Below are 15,645 nucleotides of genomic sequence, written 5' to 3' on the forward strand. Positions count from 1 at the left end.
AAGGTTTTTATGACGACTCAAACAAAGCAAAAAGTGGCTGTCGGCGTCGCCGCAGTGGTGGCGGTCGGCGTGCTGATTTACTTGCTGGCGCCAGGTGTTTTCGGCAAGCGCACGCAACAGAACACCAACGATGCCTTTGTCTCGGCGGACTTCACCCTGGTGGTGCCTCGCGTGGCGGGTTTCATCAAGGAAGTGCTGGTGGAAGACAACCAGCAGGTCAAGGCCGGGCAGTTGCTGGCGTTGATCGATGACCGCGACCTGCGTGCCGCCGCCCAAGCCGCCGACGCCGAAACGCTGGTGGCCAGGGCGCAACTGCAAAACGCTAAGGCGACCCTTGAACGCCAGACGTCGGTGATCGCTCAGGCCCAGGCCACGGTGGTGTCGGCCAAGGCTGAAATGGCCTTCGCCGAGCATGAACTGAACCGCTATAACCACCTCGCCGGGGTCGGTGCCGGCACGGTGCAGAATGCTCAGCAAGCGCGCACACGCATCGATCAGGCCTCCGCGCGGTTGGCCAACGTCACGGCGGTGCTGGCGGCGGAACGCAAGCAGGTTGAGATCCTGACGGCTCAGCGTGACGCGGCTGAAGGCGGATTGAAGCGGGCGCAAGCGGCGCTGGAAATGGCCAGCTACGAGTTGTCTTACACGCGCATCGTTGCCCCTCAGGACGGCATGGTGGGCGAACGGGCGGTGCGGGTCGGCGCTTATGTGACGCCGGGCAGCAAGATTCTGGCGGTGGTGCCCCTGGCACAGGCTTACGTGGTCGCCAATTTCCAGGAAACCCAATTGACCGATGTGAAGCCTGGGCAGGATGTGCAAGTGCGTGTCGACAGCCTCGGAGGCGAGGTTCTGACGGGGCGCGTCGAGAGCATCGCGCCGGCGACCGGTGTGACGTTTGCGTCGATCAAACCGGACAACGCCACCGGTAATTTCACCAAGGTGGTGCAGCGAATTCCGGTGAAGATCGTTCTGGATCCGGGGCAGGCATTGGCCGAGCGGTTGCGGGTGGGGATGTCGGTGGAGGCGAGGATTGATACGGCCAGTGGGGCGACTGCGTCCGAGGTGGTTCAGCGATGAAGAGCGTTGTTGACCGGGCTGACGCCTTCGCGAGCAAGCTCGCTCCCACACTGGATCTGTGTGATGAAAAAAATCTCTGCGCTGATGGAGATCACCTGTGGAAGCGAGCTTGCTCGCGAAGAGGCCAGTGGCTTCAACTCACCTTATGCGCCTTGCTGGTCATGAGCCTGTCAGCCTGCACCATCGGCCCCGACTTCCAGAAGCCTCAACCCCAACAAATCACTGAATGGTCAAAACCAGCAAAAGCCGCCGCCAGCGAAGCGGTATCCACCGAAATGAACGAACGCTGGTGGGACGTCTTCAACGACCCAAAACTCTCGGCCCTGACCCAGCGCGCCTTGACCGATAACCTCGATCTGAAAATTGCCAGCAGCCGCTTGCAGCAAAGCCGTGCGGCGCGTCAGGTCATCACGGCCGACCGTTACCCAAATACCGCCGCCACCGGCAGTTACGGGCGCAAACGCAACAGCGGCGAAGGCCTGAACGATCCATCGGGTCACAACGGCGATTCGGCGTTTAACCTATGGGATGCAGGCTTCTCCGCCTCCTGGGAACTGGATTTCTGGGGCCGTGTGCGCCGCGAAACCGAAGCCGCCGACGCGACCCTGGAAGTCGCGGAAAACGATCGCCGTGGGGTGCTGCTGTCGGTGCTCGCCGAAACCGCTCAGGACTATATTCAACTGCGCGGCGTACAGAGCACGCGGGCCGTTACCGAGCAAAACCTCGAGGTTGCCCGGCACAGCCTGAAACTCTCGCAACTGCGTCTGGCCGACGGCGTTGCCACTGACCTTGATGTCGCCGAAGCGGCTGCCCAAGTCGCCGCCATCGAGTCGCGTTTGCCCGCGCTGGAACAGCGCCAGTCACAACTGATCAACGCCCTGAGCTTGTTGATGGGCGAACCGCCTCAAGCGCTCCACGCCGAGTTATCCACAGACACCCCCGTGCCTTCAACACCGCGCCAGGTCGCCATCGGACTGCCGTCGCAACTGGCTGAACGCCGCCCTGATATCCGCCAGGCCGAAGCCCGCCTGCATGCCGCCACCGCGAGCATCGGCGTGGCCAAGGGGGACTTCTATCCGCGGATTACCCTGTCGGGCAACATCGGTTCGCAAGCCATGCAACTGAGCGATTTCGGCTCCTGGGGCTCGCGTGCGTTCGGCATCGGCCCGCAATTCAGCCTGCCGCTGTTCGATGGCGGCCGCCTGCGCGGGGTCCTGAACTTGCGCGAGGCCCAGCAACAGGAAGCCGCCATCGCCTACCAGCAAACCGTCCTGCGCGCCTGGCATGAAATCGACGATCAACTGAGCGCCTACAACGCCAGCCAACTGCGCCGCGACAGCCTCGCCGAAGCCGTGCGCCAAAACCAGATCGCCCTGCGCACCGCGCAGCAGCAATATGTGGAAGGGGTGGTGGACTTCGTTAACGTCCTCACGGTGCAAGGCGCGCTGTTGGCGACTCAGGAGCAGCTTGTGGAGAGCTCGACCGGGGTGTCGTTGGCGATGGTGGGTTTGTATAAGGCGTTGGGTGGGGGGTGGGAATCGGTGTATCCGTTGGCAGAGACGGTACAGCGTTAATTTCGTGGGGTAGATCGGAAAAACCGGCCGAGGCCGGTTTTCTCACCCTAACGGCCAGCGAATTTAATTGCTGCGTACAAGGTTCAGTGGTGAGTCGAAGTTAGGGCCAAATGGTTTCGAAAGCAATGGTTGACCAGAGGACTGTCTCGTAGGAAATGTCCTGATTTTTTTATGTGGGATTTGGTCTACCTGAACCGGCGTTAATATTGCGGCCCATATGCCCAACAAGCGCCGTCATCTCATGCCTTCCAACCCTTACTCGCCACCGGCTGCAGACTGCACCATGGGCAAGGACCTGTTATGTGCCTTCTATGTCGTGTCTAAACGCAAGCTCGCAGTCCTGTTTGTCGCGACCCTTGGCTTGTACTTCATGTATTGGTCGTATCGAAACTGGAAAAACTATCGAGCGGCTACTGCGGTGCGGGTCATGCCATCAGTACGCGCGGTCATGAGTGTGTGGTTCACCTATGCCCTGTTCAGAGCTATCGATCGGCGCATATATGCCACAGGCTTTCGATACAAATGGTATCCAAGGTTTCTCGCGTTAACGTTCATTCTGCTCTGTGTCCTTGAGTCCACACGCATCTGGATTCTTGATCTGCAACTAAGTCTTGCGATACTGATGGTGCTACTGACCCTTCAGGTCAGTTGTTTGATGCGTGTGCAGGTGGCGATAAATTATCTGGCGGACGATGCTTCGGGTAGACAAAATTCGACACTCAGCCCAATAAACTGGATGTGGATAGTCTTGGGATTATGCTGGTGGGGATTGTTGACCAGCCTCATCTTGGCGGGGCTATCGTAATGCCTCTGGCAAGGCGCGATAAAGCAGCCAGTTGGCTGCTCAACCAGCGAAATTTTCGATCTTTACCTGACCATCCGGAAAAGTAGCGATTATTTCAAGTTCGCCGCCCATCGCACGGATGTAGTTACGTAAGGTGCTGATGTACATATCAGTGCGACGTTCCATTTTTGAAATCGCTGCCTGATTGATATGCAGCGTTTCTGCAAGCGTGGCCTGGCTGAGTGCTTTGGCCTGACGCAGTTCGTGCAACGGCATTTCCTTTATATGTTGTTCATAAATCGACTCGGCGCGTGCCCGGGATTCGGGTGTCATCCGCGCTTCGAGTTCGGCAAATTTCTTAGCCATCTTTGTGACCCTCTTTGCGCAATGTGTCGAGATGCTCATCGTACAGCTGATCGGCCAGCGGTACATTGACTTCATACCATCGATCCTGACCGGTTTTATCACCGCCAATCAACAGCAAGGCACACCGCCTGGGATCGAATGCATACAGGATGCGAAAAGGACGCCCTGCATGCTGAACCCGTAACTCTCTGAGATGGCCGTGACGTGAGCCATTTATTCCTGAGCTGTGGGGAAACCTCAGGCCCGGACCGAATTGGCCGAGCAGCTTGACGCTTGCAGCCACAGAGCTCTGCTCGCTTTCGCTCAAATCCATCCACCAGTCACCGAACTCGTCGGTGTATTCAATATCCCAATTCATGGGGCGGAATATGCACCCTGTGGAATATTCCATCAAGGTTATATTTTCGATAGGTTGATACCCTTCTAGCCAACGAGACCTTTCCCGATACTTCGCTTTTCCAACAAGTGTCGGCTATCCACTTGACGCCTACCCACCCTGTCATAGACTCCGCTCATCCGTCAGGGAGATACGGTTATGCGGCGTTTTTGTGTTTGGGTTATTGGATTGACCGTTGTGACCTGCGCAGTACACGCGCAAACGCCCGCGCCAGACGATCCGTTGTTGGAAAACAGCCCCGCTGGCAGCAATGCGACAGCCAGCAGTGAGGCCCGGGGCGTGTTGCGTGCCCGGGATCAGGCGGTGCTCGCCAGTGAGTTGTCCGGGCGCATTGTCGAGTTGCCGTTCAGTGAGGGCGAGTCGTTCAAGAAGGGCGATACGCTGGCGCGTTTCGATTGCTCGGCTTATCAGGCCCAGCTCAATGCGGCGCAGGCTGCCAACCGTGGTGCGGGTGAAGAGCTGTCCCACAACAAACAGCTGGCGGCGTTGAATTCGGTCGGGCGTTTCGAAGTGGCTCGGGCCGAGGCCAAGGTCAGCGAGACGCAGGCGCAGTCTCAGGTTTATCAGGTCCAGGTGAAACGCTGCAGCGTGCTGGCGCCGTTCGATGGCCAGGTCGTCGAGCGCAAGGTCAAGCGCTATGAAAGCGTGCCTGCCGGTGCGCCGTTGCTGGACGTGGTCGACAATCGCACCCTGGAAATCCATCTGCTGGTGCCGTCACGCTGGATGGCCCGGCTCAAGCCCGGTCAGACCTTCAGCTTTGTCCCCGATGAAACCGGTCAAGCGCTGGATGCCACAGTCAAACGCCTCGGCGCTCGAATTGATGAAGGCAGCCAGACCTTGTTGCTGGTTGCGACACTGCCCAATGCCAACGGTTTGCTGGCCGGCATGAGCGGCACGGCGCGTTTCGCGGAGCTTAAATGAACGCGCCCGTGGCGGGCGGTGCAGAACAGGTCTTCGCCAGGTTTCTTGATCTCGAACGCCTGACCCGCGCTGCGCGCACGCCTGCGCAATTGGCCTACAGCCTGGTCAATGACGGGCAGGCGCTGTTTGGTTTTCGTCATGCGGCGCTGTTGATTGCCGGCAAGGTGCAGGCGGTGACGGGTGTCAGTGCCGTGGACCCGAATGCGCCGTTCGTGGCGTTCGCCGAGCAAGCCGTGGCGCAGTTGTTCAAGGCCGGTGTGCTGAAGCAGGCAAGGGTGATCCCGGCGAACGTCCTCAGCGAATCGATTCAGGCCGATTGGCAAAGTCTTTCGGCGGCTCAGGTGTTTTGGCTGCCGCTGATCGATCACCAGGGCGAAGTATTTGGTGGGCTGTGGCTGGCGCGGGACCTGCCGTGGAACCCTTCCGAGCAAGTGCTGCTGTCGCAACTGGGCGACACGTACAGCCATGCCTGGTTGGCGCTGCAACCGCGCAAACCGTGGCGGCTGCGCTGGACCCGAAAACGTCGGGTGGCACTGGTCGCCGTGCTGTTGCTAGGGTTGCTGATCCCGGTGCGCCAATCGGTGCTGGCGCCGGCAGAAGTTGTTCCATTGGGTGGCCGCGTGGTGGCCGCACCATTGGACGGCGTGATTGCCGAATTCCTGGTCAAGCCCAATCAAACGGTCAAAGCCGGCGACCTGTTGCTGCGTTTCGAAAGCACCACGCTCAAGGCCCAGGCCGATGTGGCCGAACGCGCGTTGGGGGTGGCCGAAGCTGAACTGAAGGCCAATTCCCAACGCTCGTTCGCCGACGCCGAGTCCAGCTCGAAGATCGATCTGCTGGCTGCGCGAGTAGAGCAAAAACGCGCCGAACGGGATTACGCCCGCGAATTGCTCAAACGCAGTGAAGTCCGCGCCGAGCGCGGCGGTATCGCGGTGTTCGCCGACGCGGAGCGCTGGACCGGCAAACCGGTGCAGACCGGCGAGCGGCTGATGGAAATCGCTGACCCGACCCAGGCCGAGTTGCGCATCGAACTGGCGGTGGGTGACGCGATATCCCTCGAACCCGGCGCGCAAGTCGCGCTGTTTCTCGACAGTGATCCGTTGCAGCGGCACTTGGCGAAACTCGAGCGCTCGGCCTATGAGGCGCAACCCACCGCTGCCGGACAACTGGCTTATCGCCTGGATGCGAATTTCGAGGGCACACCGCCGCGCATCGGTCTGCGCGGCACCGCGAAGGTTTTCGGCGACCGTGCACCGTTGGCGTTGTACTTGCTGCGTCGACCTCTGGCCGGGTTGCGCCAGAGTGTGGGGCTTTAGATGAGCCTGCCGAGCCTGCGGGCCGACTTGCAACTGTCCGTGGCGACCCCGGCCCTCGATGGCTCGCCACGCTGGACCCTCGCCGACCCGGTGCGCGGGCGCTATTTCAAACTCGGTGCCGCCGCGATGCGGTTGCTGCGTCATTGGTCGTTGGGGGATCCCGAGCAGGTATTGCGCGCCGCCAACCGCGAGCCCGGGTTGCCACTCGATGGCGCGGAGCTTGAGCAGTTGCTGGGCTTTTTGCGTGGCCATGACCTGATCAGCGCGCTTGATCCGCAACAGCGCGCCAGCTACAGCCTGAAGGCGGCCGCCCAGCGTCAGACGCTGTGGCAGATTCTGCTGCACCAATACCTGTTTTTCCGCATTCCCCTGTGGCGCCCGGACGCGTTTCTCAATCGTGCCTGGCCGTGGCTGGAACGCTTCGGCCCACGCGCGCTGCGCTATGGATTGCCCGCGACGTTGGGGCTTGGGGTATTTCTGGTGTCTCGGGACTGGCAGCGGTTTATCGCCACTTTCCCGCATCTTTTCAGCCTCGGCGGCGCGCTGGCGTTCGGTGTGGCGTTGTTCTTTGCCAAGCTCTGTCACGAGTTCGGCCACGCCTTCATGGCCAAGCACGCGGGGTGTCGGGTGCAGAGCATGGGCGTGGCGTTCATGGTGTTGCTGCCGATGTTTTACACCGACGTCAGCGATGCCTGGCGGGTCAATGATCGCCGCGCGCGGCTGCTGATTGGTGCCGGTGGCGTGCTGGCGGAATTGCTTCTGGCGAGCATCGCGCTGCTGGTCTGGTCACTGCTGCCGGACGGTCCCGGACGCACCGCGGCGTTCATGCTCGCCAGTGCCACCTGGATCACCACGCTGGTGATCAACCTCAACCCGTTCATGCGTTTTGACGGTTACTTTTTGCTCAGCGATTTCTGGGAAGTGGACAACCTTCAAGGGCGAGCCTTTGCCTTGTGCCGGTGGCGGTTGCGCGAGTTTTTGTTCGGCTATGGGGCTGCGGCGCCGGAACCGTGGTCGCCGAACATGCAGCGCCGATTGCTGATCTGGGGATATGGCGCGTGGTTATGGCGTGCGGCATTGTTTTTCGGGATCGCGCTGGCGGTCTATCACCTGTTCTTCAAGGTGTTGGGGATTTTCCTGATGCTGGTGGAGCTGGTGTGGTTCATCTTCCTGCCGATCTTGAGCGAGTGGCGACAATGGTGGAGCCGGCGCGAGCAGGCGTATGCACCCCGTGTGTTGCTCAGTGGTCTGGCCTTGCTCGGACTGGTGTTGGTGCTGGTTTTGCCGTGGCGCAGTGCGGTGGAGTTGCCGACGATGCTGGAAGCGGGACGCGCCAGTGCGTTGCACGCGCCCGTCGCGGCGCGAGTCAAAACGGTGAATGTGCATGACGGTCAGGTGGTTGCGCAGGGAGAGGTGCTGATCGAACTGGAATCGCCGGACCTGGACTCGCGCCAGACCATCGTCCGGCGTGAAATCCAGATCCAGCAGTTGCAGATGCGCCGTCAGGCCAGTCGCAGCGAAACCGCCGCCGACGCCGGGATTGTCGAGCAACGCCTGGCTGAGGCGGTGGCCGACTATCGCGGGCTGGCCGCCCAGCGTGAACGTCTGCTACTGCGCGCGCCCCACGCCGGCACCGTGCGCGATCTGTTGCCGCAACTGATGGTCGGTCGCTGGCTGTCGACCAAGGATCCTCTGGCGCGTGTCGTTGAAGACGGCGCACGGTTGCGTGGCTATCTGGCCGAAGCCGAACTGTGGCGCGTGGCGCCGGGGGCCACCGGCCGGTTCATCGCCGATGATCCGATGCACCCGGCGATCGCCGTGCAATTGACCGAAATCGACACCAATGGCGCGGCCTATGTCGATCAGGAAGCGCTGACGTCCGATCACCACGGGCCGATCGCCGTGCGCCGGGATGCGCATCAACGGGCTGAACCGGTGCAGGGGCAATACGGGGCGCGGTTGAGCACCCTCGAAGCCGCACCGACGCCGATGCAGCCCTTGCGCGGCGTGGTGGTGTTGCAGGGCCGCGGCGAATCATTGTTGGGCGTGGCCTGGCGACGCATGGCCGCGCTGGGTGTCAGGGAAAGCGGTTTCTAAGGAGGGCAGTTGATGGCAACTACCGATTCAGTGGCGGCCGATGGTTTGGTGGTGCGGCCCTCGCGGAGCAGCGATGGACCTTTTCTGCAAAGTCTTTACCAGGCGGCGCGGCCGGATCTGCAGTGGATCGACGGTGAGCGGGAAGTGGTGGAGCAGGTGGTCGCCCAGCAATTTCAGGTGCAGGAACAAGGTTTGGGAGAGCGTTTCCCCAACGCGATGCATTACGTGATTGAAAAGCTCGATACCGCCATCGGTGCGCTGACCACCGATTTTGGCCCCAATGAAATTCGCGTGTTGTACCTGGCATTCATTCCACGGGCTCGCGGCCAGGGCTATGGGCGAAAGGTGCTCCAGGGCGTGCAACAAGCCGCCCAACAGATCCGCTGCCCGGTGACCACGGTGGTCTGGGCCAGCAATCCTCATGCGCGCCAGCATTACCTGGCGCTGGGTTTCCAGGTTGAAGAGCGCAACCCGGCGGCGGAGCGGTTGGTGTGGTATCCACAATTTTGATAACACCGCTGTCCCCTGTGAGAGCGAGCTTGCTCGCGATGGCGGCGTGTCAGTCGCCATAGATGTTGAATGATCCATCGCTATCGCGAGCAAGCTCGCTCCTTCAGGAGGGCGGTGATGTGTTCAGTTGAAGGCAATGTAGAAATATCCCTTGCCCGGGTCACGCCCCATGGCCGGCACTCGGGAGACAAAAATGCCTTCCACCTGACCCAGCTCCGGCAACTCCAGCGTGCACAACCCATCCACAAACGCTGTGGGTTCCAGACTGTTGACCCCGACACTGAACGGCATGCGCTCGCTCTTGGGCATTTGCGAACGGGGTGTTTCTTCAAGCGTGTCGATATGGATCGGCAACTCACTGCCATCCGGCAGCCGCAGCGTGCCTGTCTTGCCCAGCAGGGTCTGAAAGTGTTGGCTTTGAACCAGTTGCAACATGGCGTCACTCCCAAAAAAACGGCCGGGGGATTTGAACCCCCGGCCAGACCTCAGTTACGAGAAGGGAATAACCCGTTCAAGGCGATGCTGAAGTTGAGCACCAGGTACGGGTTCATCGTTTCCATTGGCAGGCCGTTACCGGCAGACGAGATTTCCCCCGTCACGGCAGTGGCCACGCCCTTCAGCGGTACCGCCGCAGCGCCTTGCGCATCGGAGAAGATGCTCGCCGAGCCCGGGCCGCCGCCCGAAGCACCGATGTACGAGTTGGTCGCGGTGGGCGTGGTGACCGGGTTGCTCGCCGGGCTGGCCAGTTGCAGGGTCGTGGTGGCCGTCAGCCCGGACAAGGCGTGGGTGTGATTCGGCAGGTTGGTGATGGTCGCGGTGACGTTCTCGGTCCCGGAGAACTCGCCGATGACGCGCGGGGTCAGGTTCAGCCCGTTGCCTTGTGCTATCGGCATTCGGCCTTGCAGGTTGGGCAGCATGAAGTTGGTGCTGCCATTGCCGCCGAAGTTGACGCCGAGCAGGGCGAATAGCGCGTTGTATTGCTGGACCGCCAGCGTCTGGCCGTTGCACAGGGCCCAGCCGTTGGGGGCAAAGTTAAAGGCGAAAGGCTGAATAGTGCCCATGAATACTTCCATAGTTCCTTATCCCTCAGGTTAGTGTCTGAAGCGTCACGTTAGGCCCGGTTATCCGGGCGGATCGCGCTGATCAGCCGACTCCATTCATCTCCGTGGCTGGGTCACGCCAAGCCAGAGCGTAGTTGATCCCCATGGCTACCAGATGTCGTTGGTCGTAAAGCCAGCATCGACGGCGGCGCTGGCGCTGTCCTACAGTGATGACACGCTTCACGCTTTTTCACTGGCAGTCCTGAGGGGAGGCAATGGAGGCGTTCAGAGAATTGCCACTTGACGGCACCCAGGGTCCGCAAGCTCCACCCGGTGCCTGGGCGAGCGTCAAGCGCTTGCTTCGGTGGGTGCGCGAACATTGGCTGTTGCCGATCCTGGCCTTGGCCGCGCTGGTGCGTTTCTACGACCTGACGGCGGCCGCCATCTGGGGTGACGAAGGCTCCAGCCTGCTGCTGAGCCAATATTCTCTCGGCGAAATCTGGCTGCACGCCGCCCACGATGTGCACCCGCCGCTGTATTTCATGTTGCTGCACGGCTGGGTCGAGCTGTTCGGCGACGGTATTTTTTCCATCCGCACGCTCAGTGCATTGCCCGGGATTGCCACGGTGTGGCTCGGCGTCTGGCTGATGGATTTGCTTGCCACCCGGCGTGCCGCACTGCTGGCCGGTTTGCTGCTGGCGCTGCTGCCCACAGCGGTGCGATACAGCCAGGAAGTGCGGATGTACTCGCTGCTGGGCCTGTGGCTGATTGGCGCGACGATTGCCTTGGTCTACTGGATCCGATACCCCCGGCGCACGCGTTATCTGGTGGCGTATGTGCTGCTCATGAGCGCGGCGTTCTACACCCACTATTTCACCGCCCTGTGCGTACTCTGCCACTGGCTGTATCTGGGGGTGATCCGCCTGCAGCCTGGTTATCGCTTGCGGCATATTCAACGCCCCGGCTGGTGGCTGGCGAACGTGGCGATTGTGTTGTTGTACTTGCCTTGGGTGCCGAGCCTGATTGATCTGGTCCAGCACGTGGATCAGCTCAAGGCCAATGGCGATGTGGGGTGGGAGGCACCAGTCACGTTCGCTTCGTTGCCGTCGATGATCTGGTCGTTCCTGATCCAGGACGATGGCGAGAACCTGCCGACCCTGATTTTTATCACGTTACCCGTGGCGTTGCTGGCCTTGGTGTGGGTGGCGTTGGCGCGGGATCGCAGCGTGATTCGGGGCAGTGCATTGGTGGTGATCTATACCGTTTTGCCGTTTTTGCTGGTGTTTTCGGTGTCGTGGATCTCGCCGGTGTTCATCGAGCGCTACCTCACCGCCTACGCCCTCGGCCTGCCGATGATTGCCGCACTGGCCATCGATCGCCTGTACTCAGGGTTCCGGGTGCTGGCCCTGACGGTGCTGGTGTTGTTTGTCGGTGTCGAACTGGTGGGCCTGAATAACAACGCCACGGTCGATAGCAACGATCAGTTCAACGTCATGGTCAATTACGTCAACCAGCACTTCGTTGCCGGTGACCGGATCGTCACCAGCGACATGCTTTGGTACCTCAGCTATGTCTATTACAACCGCACCGACGCCAAGCCGTTGCTGTACACGCCACCGTTATCGGGCGGTGCGTCGAGCCGGCCGAATGCTTATGGCTTCGGTACATTGGTGACCCCGGACATTTACCTCGACAGCCTTGGCAATTTGCCCAAAGGCACGGGGCGGGTTTGGTTGATCGGCACTGTCGGTGTGCCGGACGAGTTTGCGCCGTTACCCGCCGGTTGGCAGAGCGTTGGCGAAACACAGGCAGGTGGCGCCAATGCGCGCGTGTTCGTCTTGCATTGAATCAGGAACAAAAATCACCGTTTCCCGATGATTTAGCTTCGATTTGATATCAAAACACTACTACTGCTACGGCCATTCATAGTCTACGCTCCGTCATACATAAAGGACTTATGACTGGGTGAAGGGATGCAGCAGTACCACTTTATCTCCGGCTTGCCGCGTTCAGGCTCGACCCTGCTTTCTGCAATCCTGTTGCAGAACCCGCGTTTCCACGCCGGCATGACCAGCCCCGTTGGCGCGCTGTTTTCCGGTGTTTTGGAGCAGTGCAGCGCCGGCAGTGAGTTTGGCGCGGTGATCGATACCGATCTGCGCCGGCGTTTATTGCGCGGTCTGTTCGACTCCTTCTACGCCGACAAAGCCGACAAACCGGTGGTGTTCGACACCAACCGGCTATGGAGTTCGCGCCTGCCGGCGATCCGCGACCTGTTCCCGCAAGCCAAGGTCATTGCCTGTGTGCGCAATGTCGCCTGGGTCATGGACAGCATCGAGCGTTTGTACCGCGCCAACTCCTTTGAAAACACCAAGCTGTTCGGCGACGCGATCGAGCGCAACACCGTCTACAGCCGTTGCGAAACCCTGGCCCAGCGCAATCGCCTGGTGGGGTTTGCCTGGGCTGCGCTCAAGGAAGCCTATTACGGCGAACACGCCGAGTCGCTGCTGATCGTCGACTACGACCTACTGACCCAGGCGCCGGATCGGGTGATGCGGCTGGTCTACGACTTCATCGGCGAGCCCTGGTTCAAGCATGACTTTGACCACCTCGCCTACGACGCGCCGGAGTTCGATCAGGCCCTCGGCGTCTCGGGCCTGCACAAGGTCAAGCCGAGGGTCGAACTGCAATCGCGGCGCACGATTTTGCCGCCGGACTTGTTCAAGCAATACGCAGAGTTGTCCTTCTGGCTCGATGGCTCAGCCAGCGCCGCCAATGTCATTCGCATGAAGGCCGATGCCGCGATCAGTTGATCGCGGCATTTTCATTTACGCGTCACGAAAGTTCGAGTCCGGGTGAGCAGCATGTGGTGGAGCAAAGGCAAGTCGCGAGTTACCGAAGGCGCACGGGCGCTGGCCTCACCCATGATCATGTCCCTGGAGCCGCGAATGCTGTTCGACGGCGCGGTTGCGGCCACCGTGGCGGACGCCGCCCAGCCTGAAAGCCATCCCACGGCCGACGCAGCCAAAGCGCCGGCGAACGATCAGCCGGTCGCCAGCAAAGACACCCACGGCCAGGCCGATGCCGCGCCCGCCACGGCACCCGTTGCCGTACCGGGGCAGAGCGTGGTGTTCGTCGATTCCCGGGTCAAGGACGCCGACAGCCTGCTCAAGGGCGTGGCACCTGGCACTCAAGTGGTTCAGCTGGACGCGAGCCGGGACGGCTTGCAACAGATTGCCGATTATCTGGACACCCATCAGGGCATCAGTTCGGTGCAGATCATTGCCCACGGCAACGCGGGCGATCTGTGGCTGGGCGACAGCTATCTGTCGGCCGACAACGTCGCGGCCCGCAGTGCAGTGCTGGCGGACATCGGCAAAGACATGAATGCCGGCGGCGACATCATGATCTACGGCTGCTACACCGCCGAAGGTGAGCGCGGCTTGAGTTTTGTCGACTCGCTGGCGCAATTGACCGGCCGTGATGTGGCCGCGTCCAGCAACCGTACCGGGGTCGGTGGCGACTGGGATCTGGAAATTGTCACCGGCAACATCGAAAGCGCCAACATGCTGTCGACCACGGCCATGAGCGAGTATCAATGGGGCCTGGCGACCTGGACCGCCACCAACAACGGCAACACGGGTGTCGGCTCATTGCGTGCCGCCATCGCCTCGGCGCAGAACGGCGATATCGTCACGTTCAGCAGCGGCATGACAGTGCAATTGACGTCCGAACTGCTGATCAGCCAGAACATCACCGTCGATGGCGACTTGAACAATGACGGCGCGGCTGACGTGATTCTCGACGGTCAGTACCGGACCCGGGTGATTGAAATTGCCGCGGGCAGAACCGTGACCCTTGATGGCCTGGTGATTACCCGTGGCCTGGTGGCGGGAACGGGCGGCAACGGTGGCTACGGTGCCGCAGGGGCAATGGCCGGGGGGATTTTCAACGCCGGCATCCTGACCCTGAACAACGTCAGCGTGACCTCCAATGCCGCTTCCGGCGGCGGTGGCGGCGGCGGTGTCACGGGTGCTTTTTACGGCGGTGGCGGTGGTGGTGGCGGCGGTTTGGGCGGCCAGAACGGTGGGCATGGTGGCTCGGCCGGGCCGGGTACCGGCACGTTGGGCGGCCAGGCGGGCAGCGCCAATGCCGGCGGCTACGGCGGCGGTTATGACGCGACGCACATGGGCGGTCGCGGCGGCACCAGCACCGGTGGCGCGGGCGGGCTGGGCGTGTCCTATTACAGCAACGGCGGTAACGGCTCGACGGCCACCAATGGCACGATTTCCATTGGCGGCGGGGGCGGTGGTGCCGGTTGGGACAAAGTCGGTGGCGCCGGCGGCAACGCGGCGGGCGGGATCTACAACGCCAGCAGCGGCACCATTACCATCATCGGCACTTCGACCATCAGCAACAACATCGGCGCCGGTGGTGGCGGTGGCGGTGGCGGTGGCCAAGGCAGCAATGCCAGCAATGGCGGCATCGGCGGCCGGGGCGTCGGCGCGATCTGGAACAAAGGCACGCTGCTGATCACGGCCGCCAACTTCGCGGCCCTGTCTGGTAATGCCGCGGCCAGTGGAGCAGGCGGTACCGCGCAGGGTGGAGGTACAACCGGCACTTCGCCGACCTCCGTTTCGACCATCTTCAACGACGGCGGTGTACTCAACACTGCTTATGCGCCGCCGCCGACCGCGACCATTGTGGTCGCTGACACCACCCTGAGCATCGGCGAAACGTCCTTGGTGACGATCACCTTTTCCGAGGCCGTGACCGGTTTCACCAACTCCGACCTGACCATTGCAAATGGCACCCTGAGCGCCGTCAGCAGCGCCGATGGCGGCATCACCTGGACGGCCACCTTCACGCCGACCGCGAGCATTTCCGATACGACCAACCTCATCATCCTGGACAACACCGGGGTGAACAACGGCCTGGGCACGGCCGGCGTCGGTACTACCAACTCCAATAACTATGTTGTCGACACCACGCGCCCGACCGTCGGCATCGTGTTCACCGACACCGCGCTCAAGGTCGGCGAAACGTCGCTGGTGACCTTCACCTTCAGCGAGGCCGTGACAGGTTTTACCAACGCGGACCTGACGATTGCCAACGGCACCTTGTCGGCCGTGAGCAGCAGCGATGGCGGCATCACTTGGACGGGTACCTTCACGCCAACCGCCAGCATCACTGACGCGACCAACCTGATCACCCTCGATAACACCGGGGTCAGCGACCTGGTCGGCAACGCCGGCAGCGGCACCACCGATTCGAACAACTACGCCATCGATACCGTGCGCCCGACCGCGACCATCGTGGTGGCCGACACGGCACTGAAAATCGGCGAAACCTCGCTGGTCACCATCACCTTCACTGAAGCCGTCAGCGGTTTCACCAACGCCGACCTGACCCTTGCCAACGGCACCTTGAGCGCGGTGAGCAGCAGCGACGGCGGCATCACCTGGACCGCGACCTTTACCCCGACCGCCAGCGTCAATGACACGACCAACCTCATCACCCTGGACAACACCGGGGTCAGCGACCTGTCCGGCAACGCCGGCACCGG

Annotated in this window: 14 protein-coding genes; 10 read left to right on the forward strand and 4 right to left on the reverse strand. The window is 61.5% G+C overall.

What is annotated here, in order from left to right:
• Positions 1-9: 9 nt before the first annotated feature.
• From K0F88_RS31350 to K0F88_RS31360, 3 genes are all read left to right on the forward strand, one after another.
• Positions 10-1,077 (forward strand): HlyD family secretion protein, encoded by a 1,068-nt coding sequence (locus tag K0F88_RS31350; RefSeq protein WP_219097787.1) that lies wholly within the window; start codon positions 10-12, stop codon positions 1,075-1,077.
• Positions 1,074-2,651: an efflux transporter outer membrane subunit gene (locus tag K0F88_RS31355; RefSeq protein WP_219097788.1), complete on the forward strand. Its 1,578-nt coding sequence runs from the start codon at positions 1,074-1,076 to the stop codon at positions 2,649-2,651. Before K0F88_RS31350 ends, K0F88_RS31355 begins: the two co-directional genes overlap by 4 nt.
• Before the next feature lie 217 nt (positions 2,652-2,868).
• The gene (locus tag K0F88_RS31360; RefSeq protein WP_219097789.1) at positions 2,869-3,456 is read left to right on the forward strand and encodes a hypothetical protein; all 588 of its coding nucleotides are present in this window, start codon (positions 2,869-2,871) and stop codon (positions 3,454-3,456) included.
• A gap of 39 nt (positions 3,457-3,495) precedes the next feature.
• Here the strand turns inward: K0F88_RS31360 and K0F88_RS31365 are convergent, their stop codons facing one another.
• Both K0F88_RS31365 and K0F88_RS31370 read right to left on the reverse strand, forming a co-directional pair.
• On the reverse strand, positions 3,496-3,801 hold the full coding sequence (locus K0F88_RS31365) for an XRE family transcriptional regulator (RefSeq protein ID WP_083375321.1): 306 nt from the start codon (positions 3,799-3,801) through the stop codon (positions 3,496-3,498).
• A complete protein-coding gene (locus K0F88_RS31370) occupies positions 3,794-4,159 on the reverse strand; it encodes a type II toxin-antitoxin system RelE/ParE family toxin (protein WP_219097790.1) in 366 nt (121 codons plus the stop codon). The genes K0F88_RS31365 and K0F88_RS31370 overlap by 8 nt, the downstream gene beginning before the upstream one ends.
• 177 nt (positions 4,160-4,336) lie before the next feature.
• On the opposite strand from K0F88_RS31370, the gene K0F88_RS31375 reads away from it, so the two are divergent.
• The 4 genes from K0F88_RS31375 to K0F88_RS31390 are packed head-to-tail and all read left to right on the forward strand — an operon-like array spanning position 4,337 to position 9,042.
• A complete protein-coding gene (locus K0F88_RS31375) occupies positions 4,337-5,119 on the forward strand; it encodes an efflux RND transporter periplasmic adaptor subunit (RefSeq protein WP_219097791.1) in 783 nt (260 codons plus the stop codon).
• The gene (locus K0F88_RS31380) at positions 5,116-6,435 is read left to right on the forward strand and encodes an efflux RND transporter periplasmic adaptor subunit (RefSeq protein ID WP_219097792.1); all 1,320 of its coding nucleotides are present in this window, start codon (positions 5,116-5,118) and stop codon (positions 6,433-6,435) included. The genes K0F88_RS31375 and K0F88_RS31380 overlap by 4 nt, the downstream gene beginning before the upstream one ends.
• Positions 6,436-8,532 (forward strand): biotin/lipoyl-binding protein, encoded by a 2,097-nt coding sequence (locus K0F88_RS31385; RefSeq protein WP_219097793.1) that lies wholly within the window; start codon positions 6,436-6,438, stop codon positions 8,530-8,532.
• A gap of 12 nt (positions 8,533-8,544) precedes the next feature.
• Positions 8,545-9,042 (forward strand): GNAT family N-acetyltransferase, encoded by a 498-nt coding sequence (locus tag K0F88_RS31390; RefSeq protein WP_219097794.1) that lies wholly within the window; start codon positions 8,545-8,547, stop codon positions 9,040-9,042.
• 123 nt (positions 9,043-9,165) lie between these two features.
• On the opposite strand, the gene K0F88_RS31395 is transcribed toward K0F88_RS31390, so the two are convergent.
• Together K0F88_RS31395 and K0F88_RS31400 are read right to left on the reverse strand one after the other, a co-directional pair.
• Positions 9,166-9,477, reverse strand: a complete 312-nt coding sequence (locus K0F88_RS31395; protein WP_094469731.1) for a hypothetical protein — start codon at positions 9,475-9,477, stop codon at positions 9,166-9,168.
• 50 nt (positions 9,478-9,527) lie between these two features.
• On the reverse strand, positions 9,528-10,115 hold the full coding sequence (locus K0F88_RS31400) for a phage tail protein (protein WP_094469730.1): 588 nt from the start codon (positions 10,113-10,115) through the stop codon (positions 9,528-9,530).
• Positions 10,116-10,357: 242 nt separating this feature from the next.
• Between K0F88_RS31400 and K0F88_RS31405 the strand changes: the two genes are divergently transcribed.
• The 3 genes from K0F88_RS31405 to K0F88_RS31415 form a co-directional block, all read left to right on the forward strand.
• Entirely contained in the window at positions 10,358-11,929 is a 1,572-nt protein-coding gene (locus tag K0F88_RS31405; RefSeq protein ID WP_094469729.1) for a glycosyltransferase family 39 protein, read from the forward strand.
• A 126-nt stretch (positions 11,930-12,055) separates the two neighbouring features.
• Positions 12,056-12,892, forward strand: coding sequence for a sulfotransferase (locus K0F88_RS31410; protein ID WP_219097795.1), 837 nt, complete (start codon positions 12,056-12,058; stop codon positions 12,890-12,892).
• Positions 12,893-12,943: 51 nt separating this feature from the next.
• Positions 12,944-15,645: Ig-like domain-containing protein (locus K0F88_RS31415; protein WP_219097796.1), on the forward strand; the 2,702-nt coding region annotated here is incomplete at its 3' end.

It is taken from the genome of Pseudomonas sp. UMAB-40, from assembly GCF_900095275.1.
In the GTDB taxonomy this organism is placed as follows: domain Bacteria; phylum Pseudomonadota; class Gammaproteobacteria; order Pseudomonadales; family Pseudomonadaceae; genus Aquipseudomonas; species Aquipseudomonas mandelii_B.

Bases quoted from the DNA above. Each gene is read 5' to 3' on its own strand.
- K0F88_RS31350 (WP_219097787.1), top strand. From the start codon at position 10: ATGACGACTCAAACAAAGCAAAAAGTGGCTGTCGGCGTCGCCGCAGTG.
- K0F88_RS31355 (WP_219097788.1), top strand. From the start codon at position 1,074: ATGAAGAGCGTTGTTGACCGGGCTGACGCCTTCGCGAGCAAGCTCGCT.
- K0F88_RS31360 (WP_219097789.1), top strand. From the start codon at position 2,869: ATGCCCAACAAGCGCCGTCATCTCATGCCTTCCAACCCTTACTCGCCA.
- K0F88_RS31365 (WP_083375321.1), bottom strand. From the start codon at position 3,801: ATGGCTAAGAAATTTGCCGAACTCGAAGCGCGGATGACACCCGAATCC.
- K0F88_RS31370 (WP_219097790.1), bottom strand. From the start codon at position 4,159: ATGAATTGGGATATTGAATACACCGACGAGTTCGGTGACTGGTGGATG.
- K0F88_RS31375 (WP_219097791.1), top strand. From the start codon at position 4,337: ATGCGGCGTTTTTGTGTTTGGGTTATTGGATTGACCGTTGTGACCTGC.
- K0F88_RS31380 (WP_219097792.1), top strand. From the start codon at position 5,116: ATGAACGCGCCCGTGGCGGGCGGTGCAGAACAGGTCTTCGCCAGGTTT.
- K0F88_RS31385 (WP_219097793.1), top strand. From the start codon at position 6,436: ATGAGCCTGCCGAGCCTGCGGGCCGACTTGCAACTGTCCGTGGCGACC.
- K0F88_RS31390 (WP_219097794.1), top strand. From the start codon at position 8,545: ATGGCAACTACCGATTCAGTGGCGGCCGATGGTTTGGTGGTGCGGCCC.
- K0F88_RS31395 (WP_094469731.1), bottom strand. From the start codon at position 9,477: ATGTTGCAACTGGTTCAAAGCCAACACTTTCAGACCCTGCTGGGCAAG.
- K0F88_RS31400 (WP_094469730.1), bottom strand. From the start codon at position 10,115: ATGGAAGTATTCATGGGCACTATTCAGCCTTTCGCCTTTAACTTTGCC.
- K0F88_RS31405 (WP_094469729.1), top strand. From the start codon at position 10,358: ATGGAGGCGTTCAGAGAATTGCCACTTGACGGCACCCAGGGTCCGCAA.
- K0F88_RS31410 (WP_219097795.1), top strand. From the start codon at position 12,056: ATGCAGCAGTACCACTTTATCTCCGGCTTGCCGCGTTCAGGCTCGACC.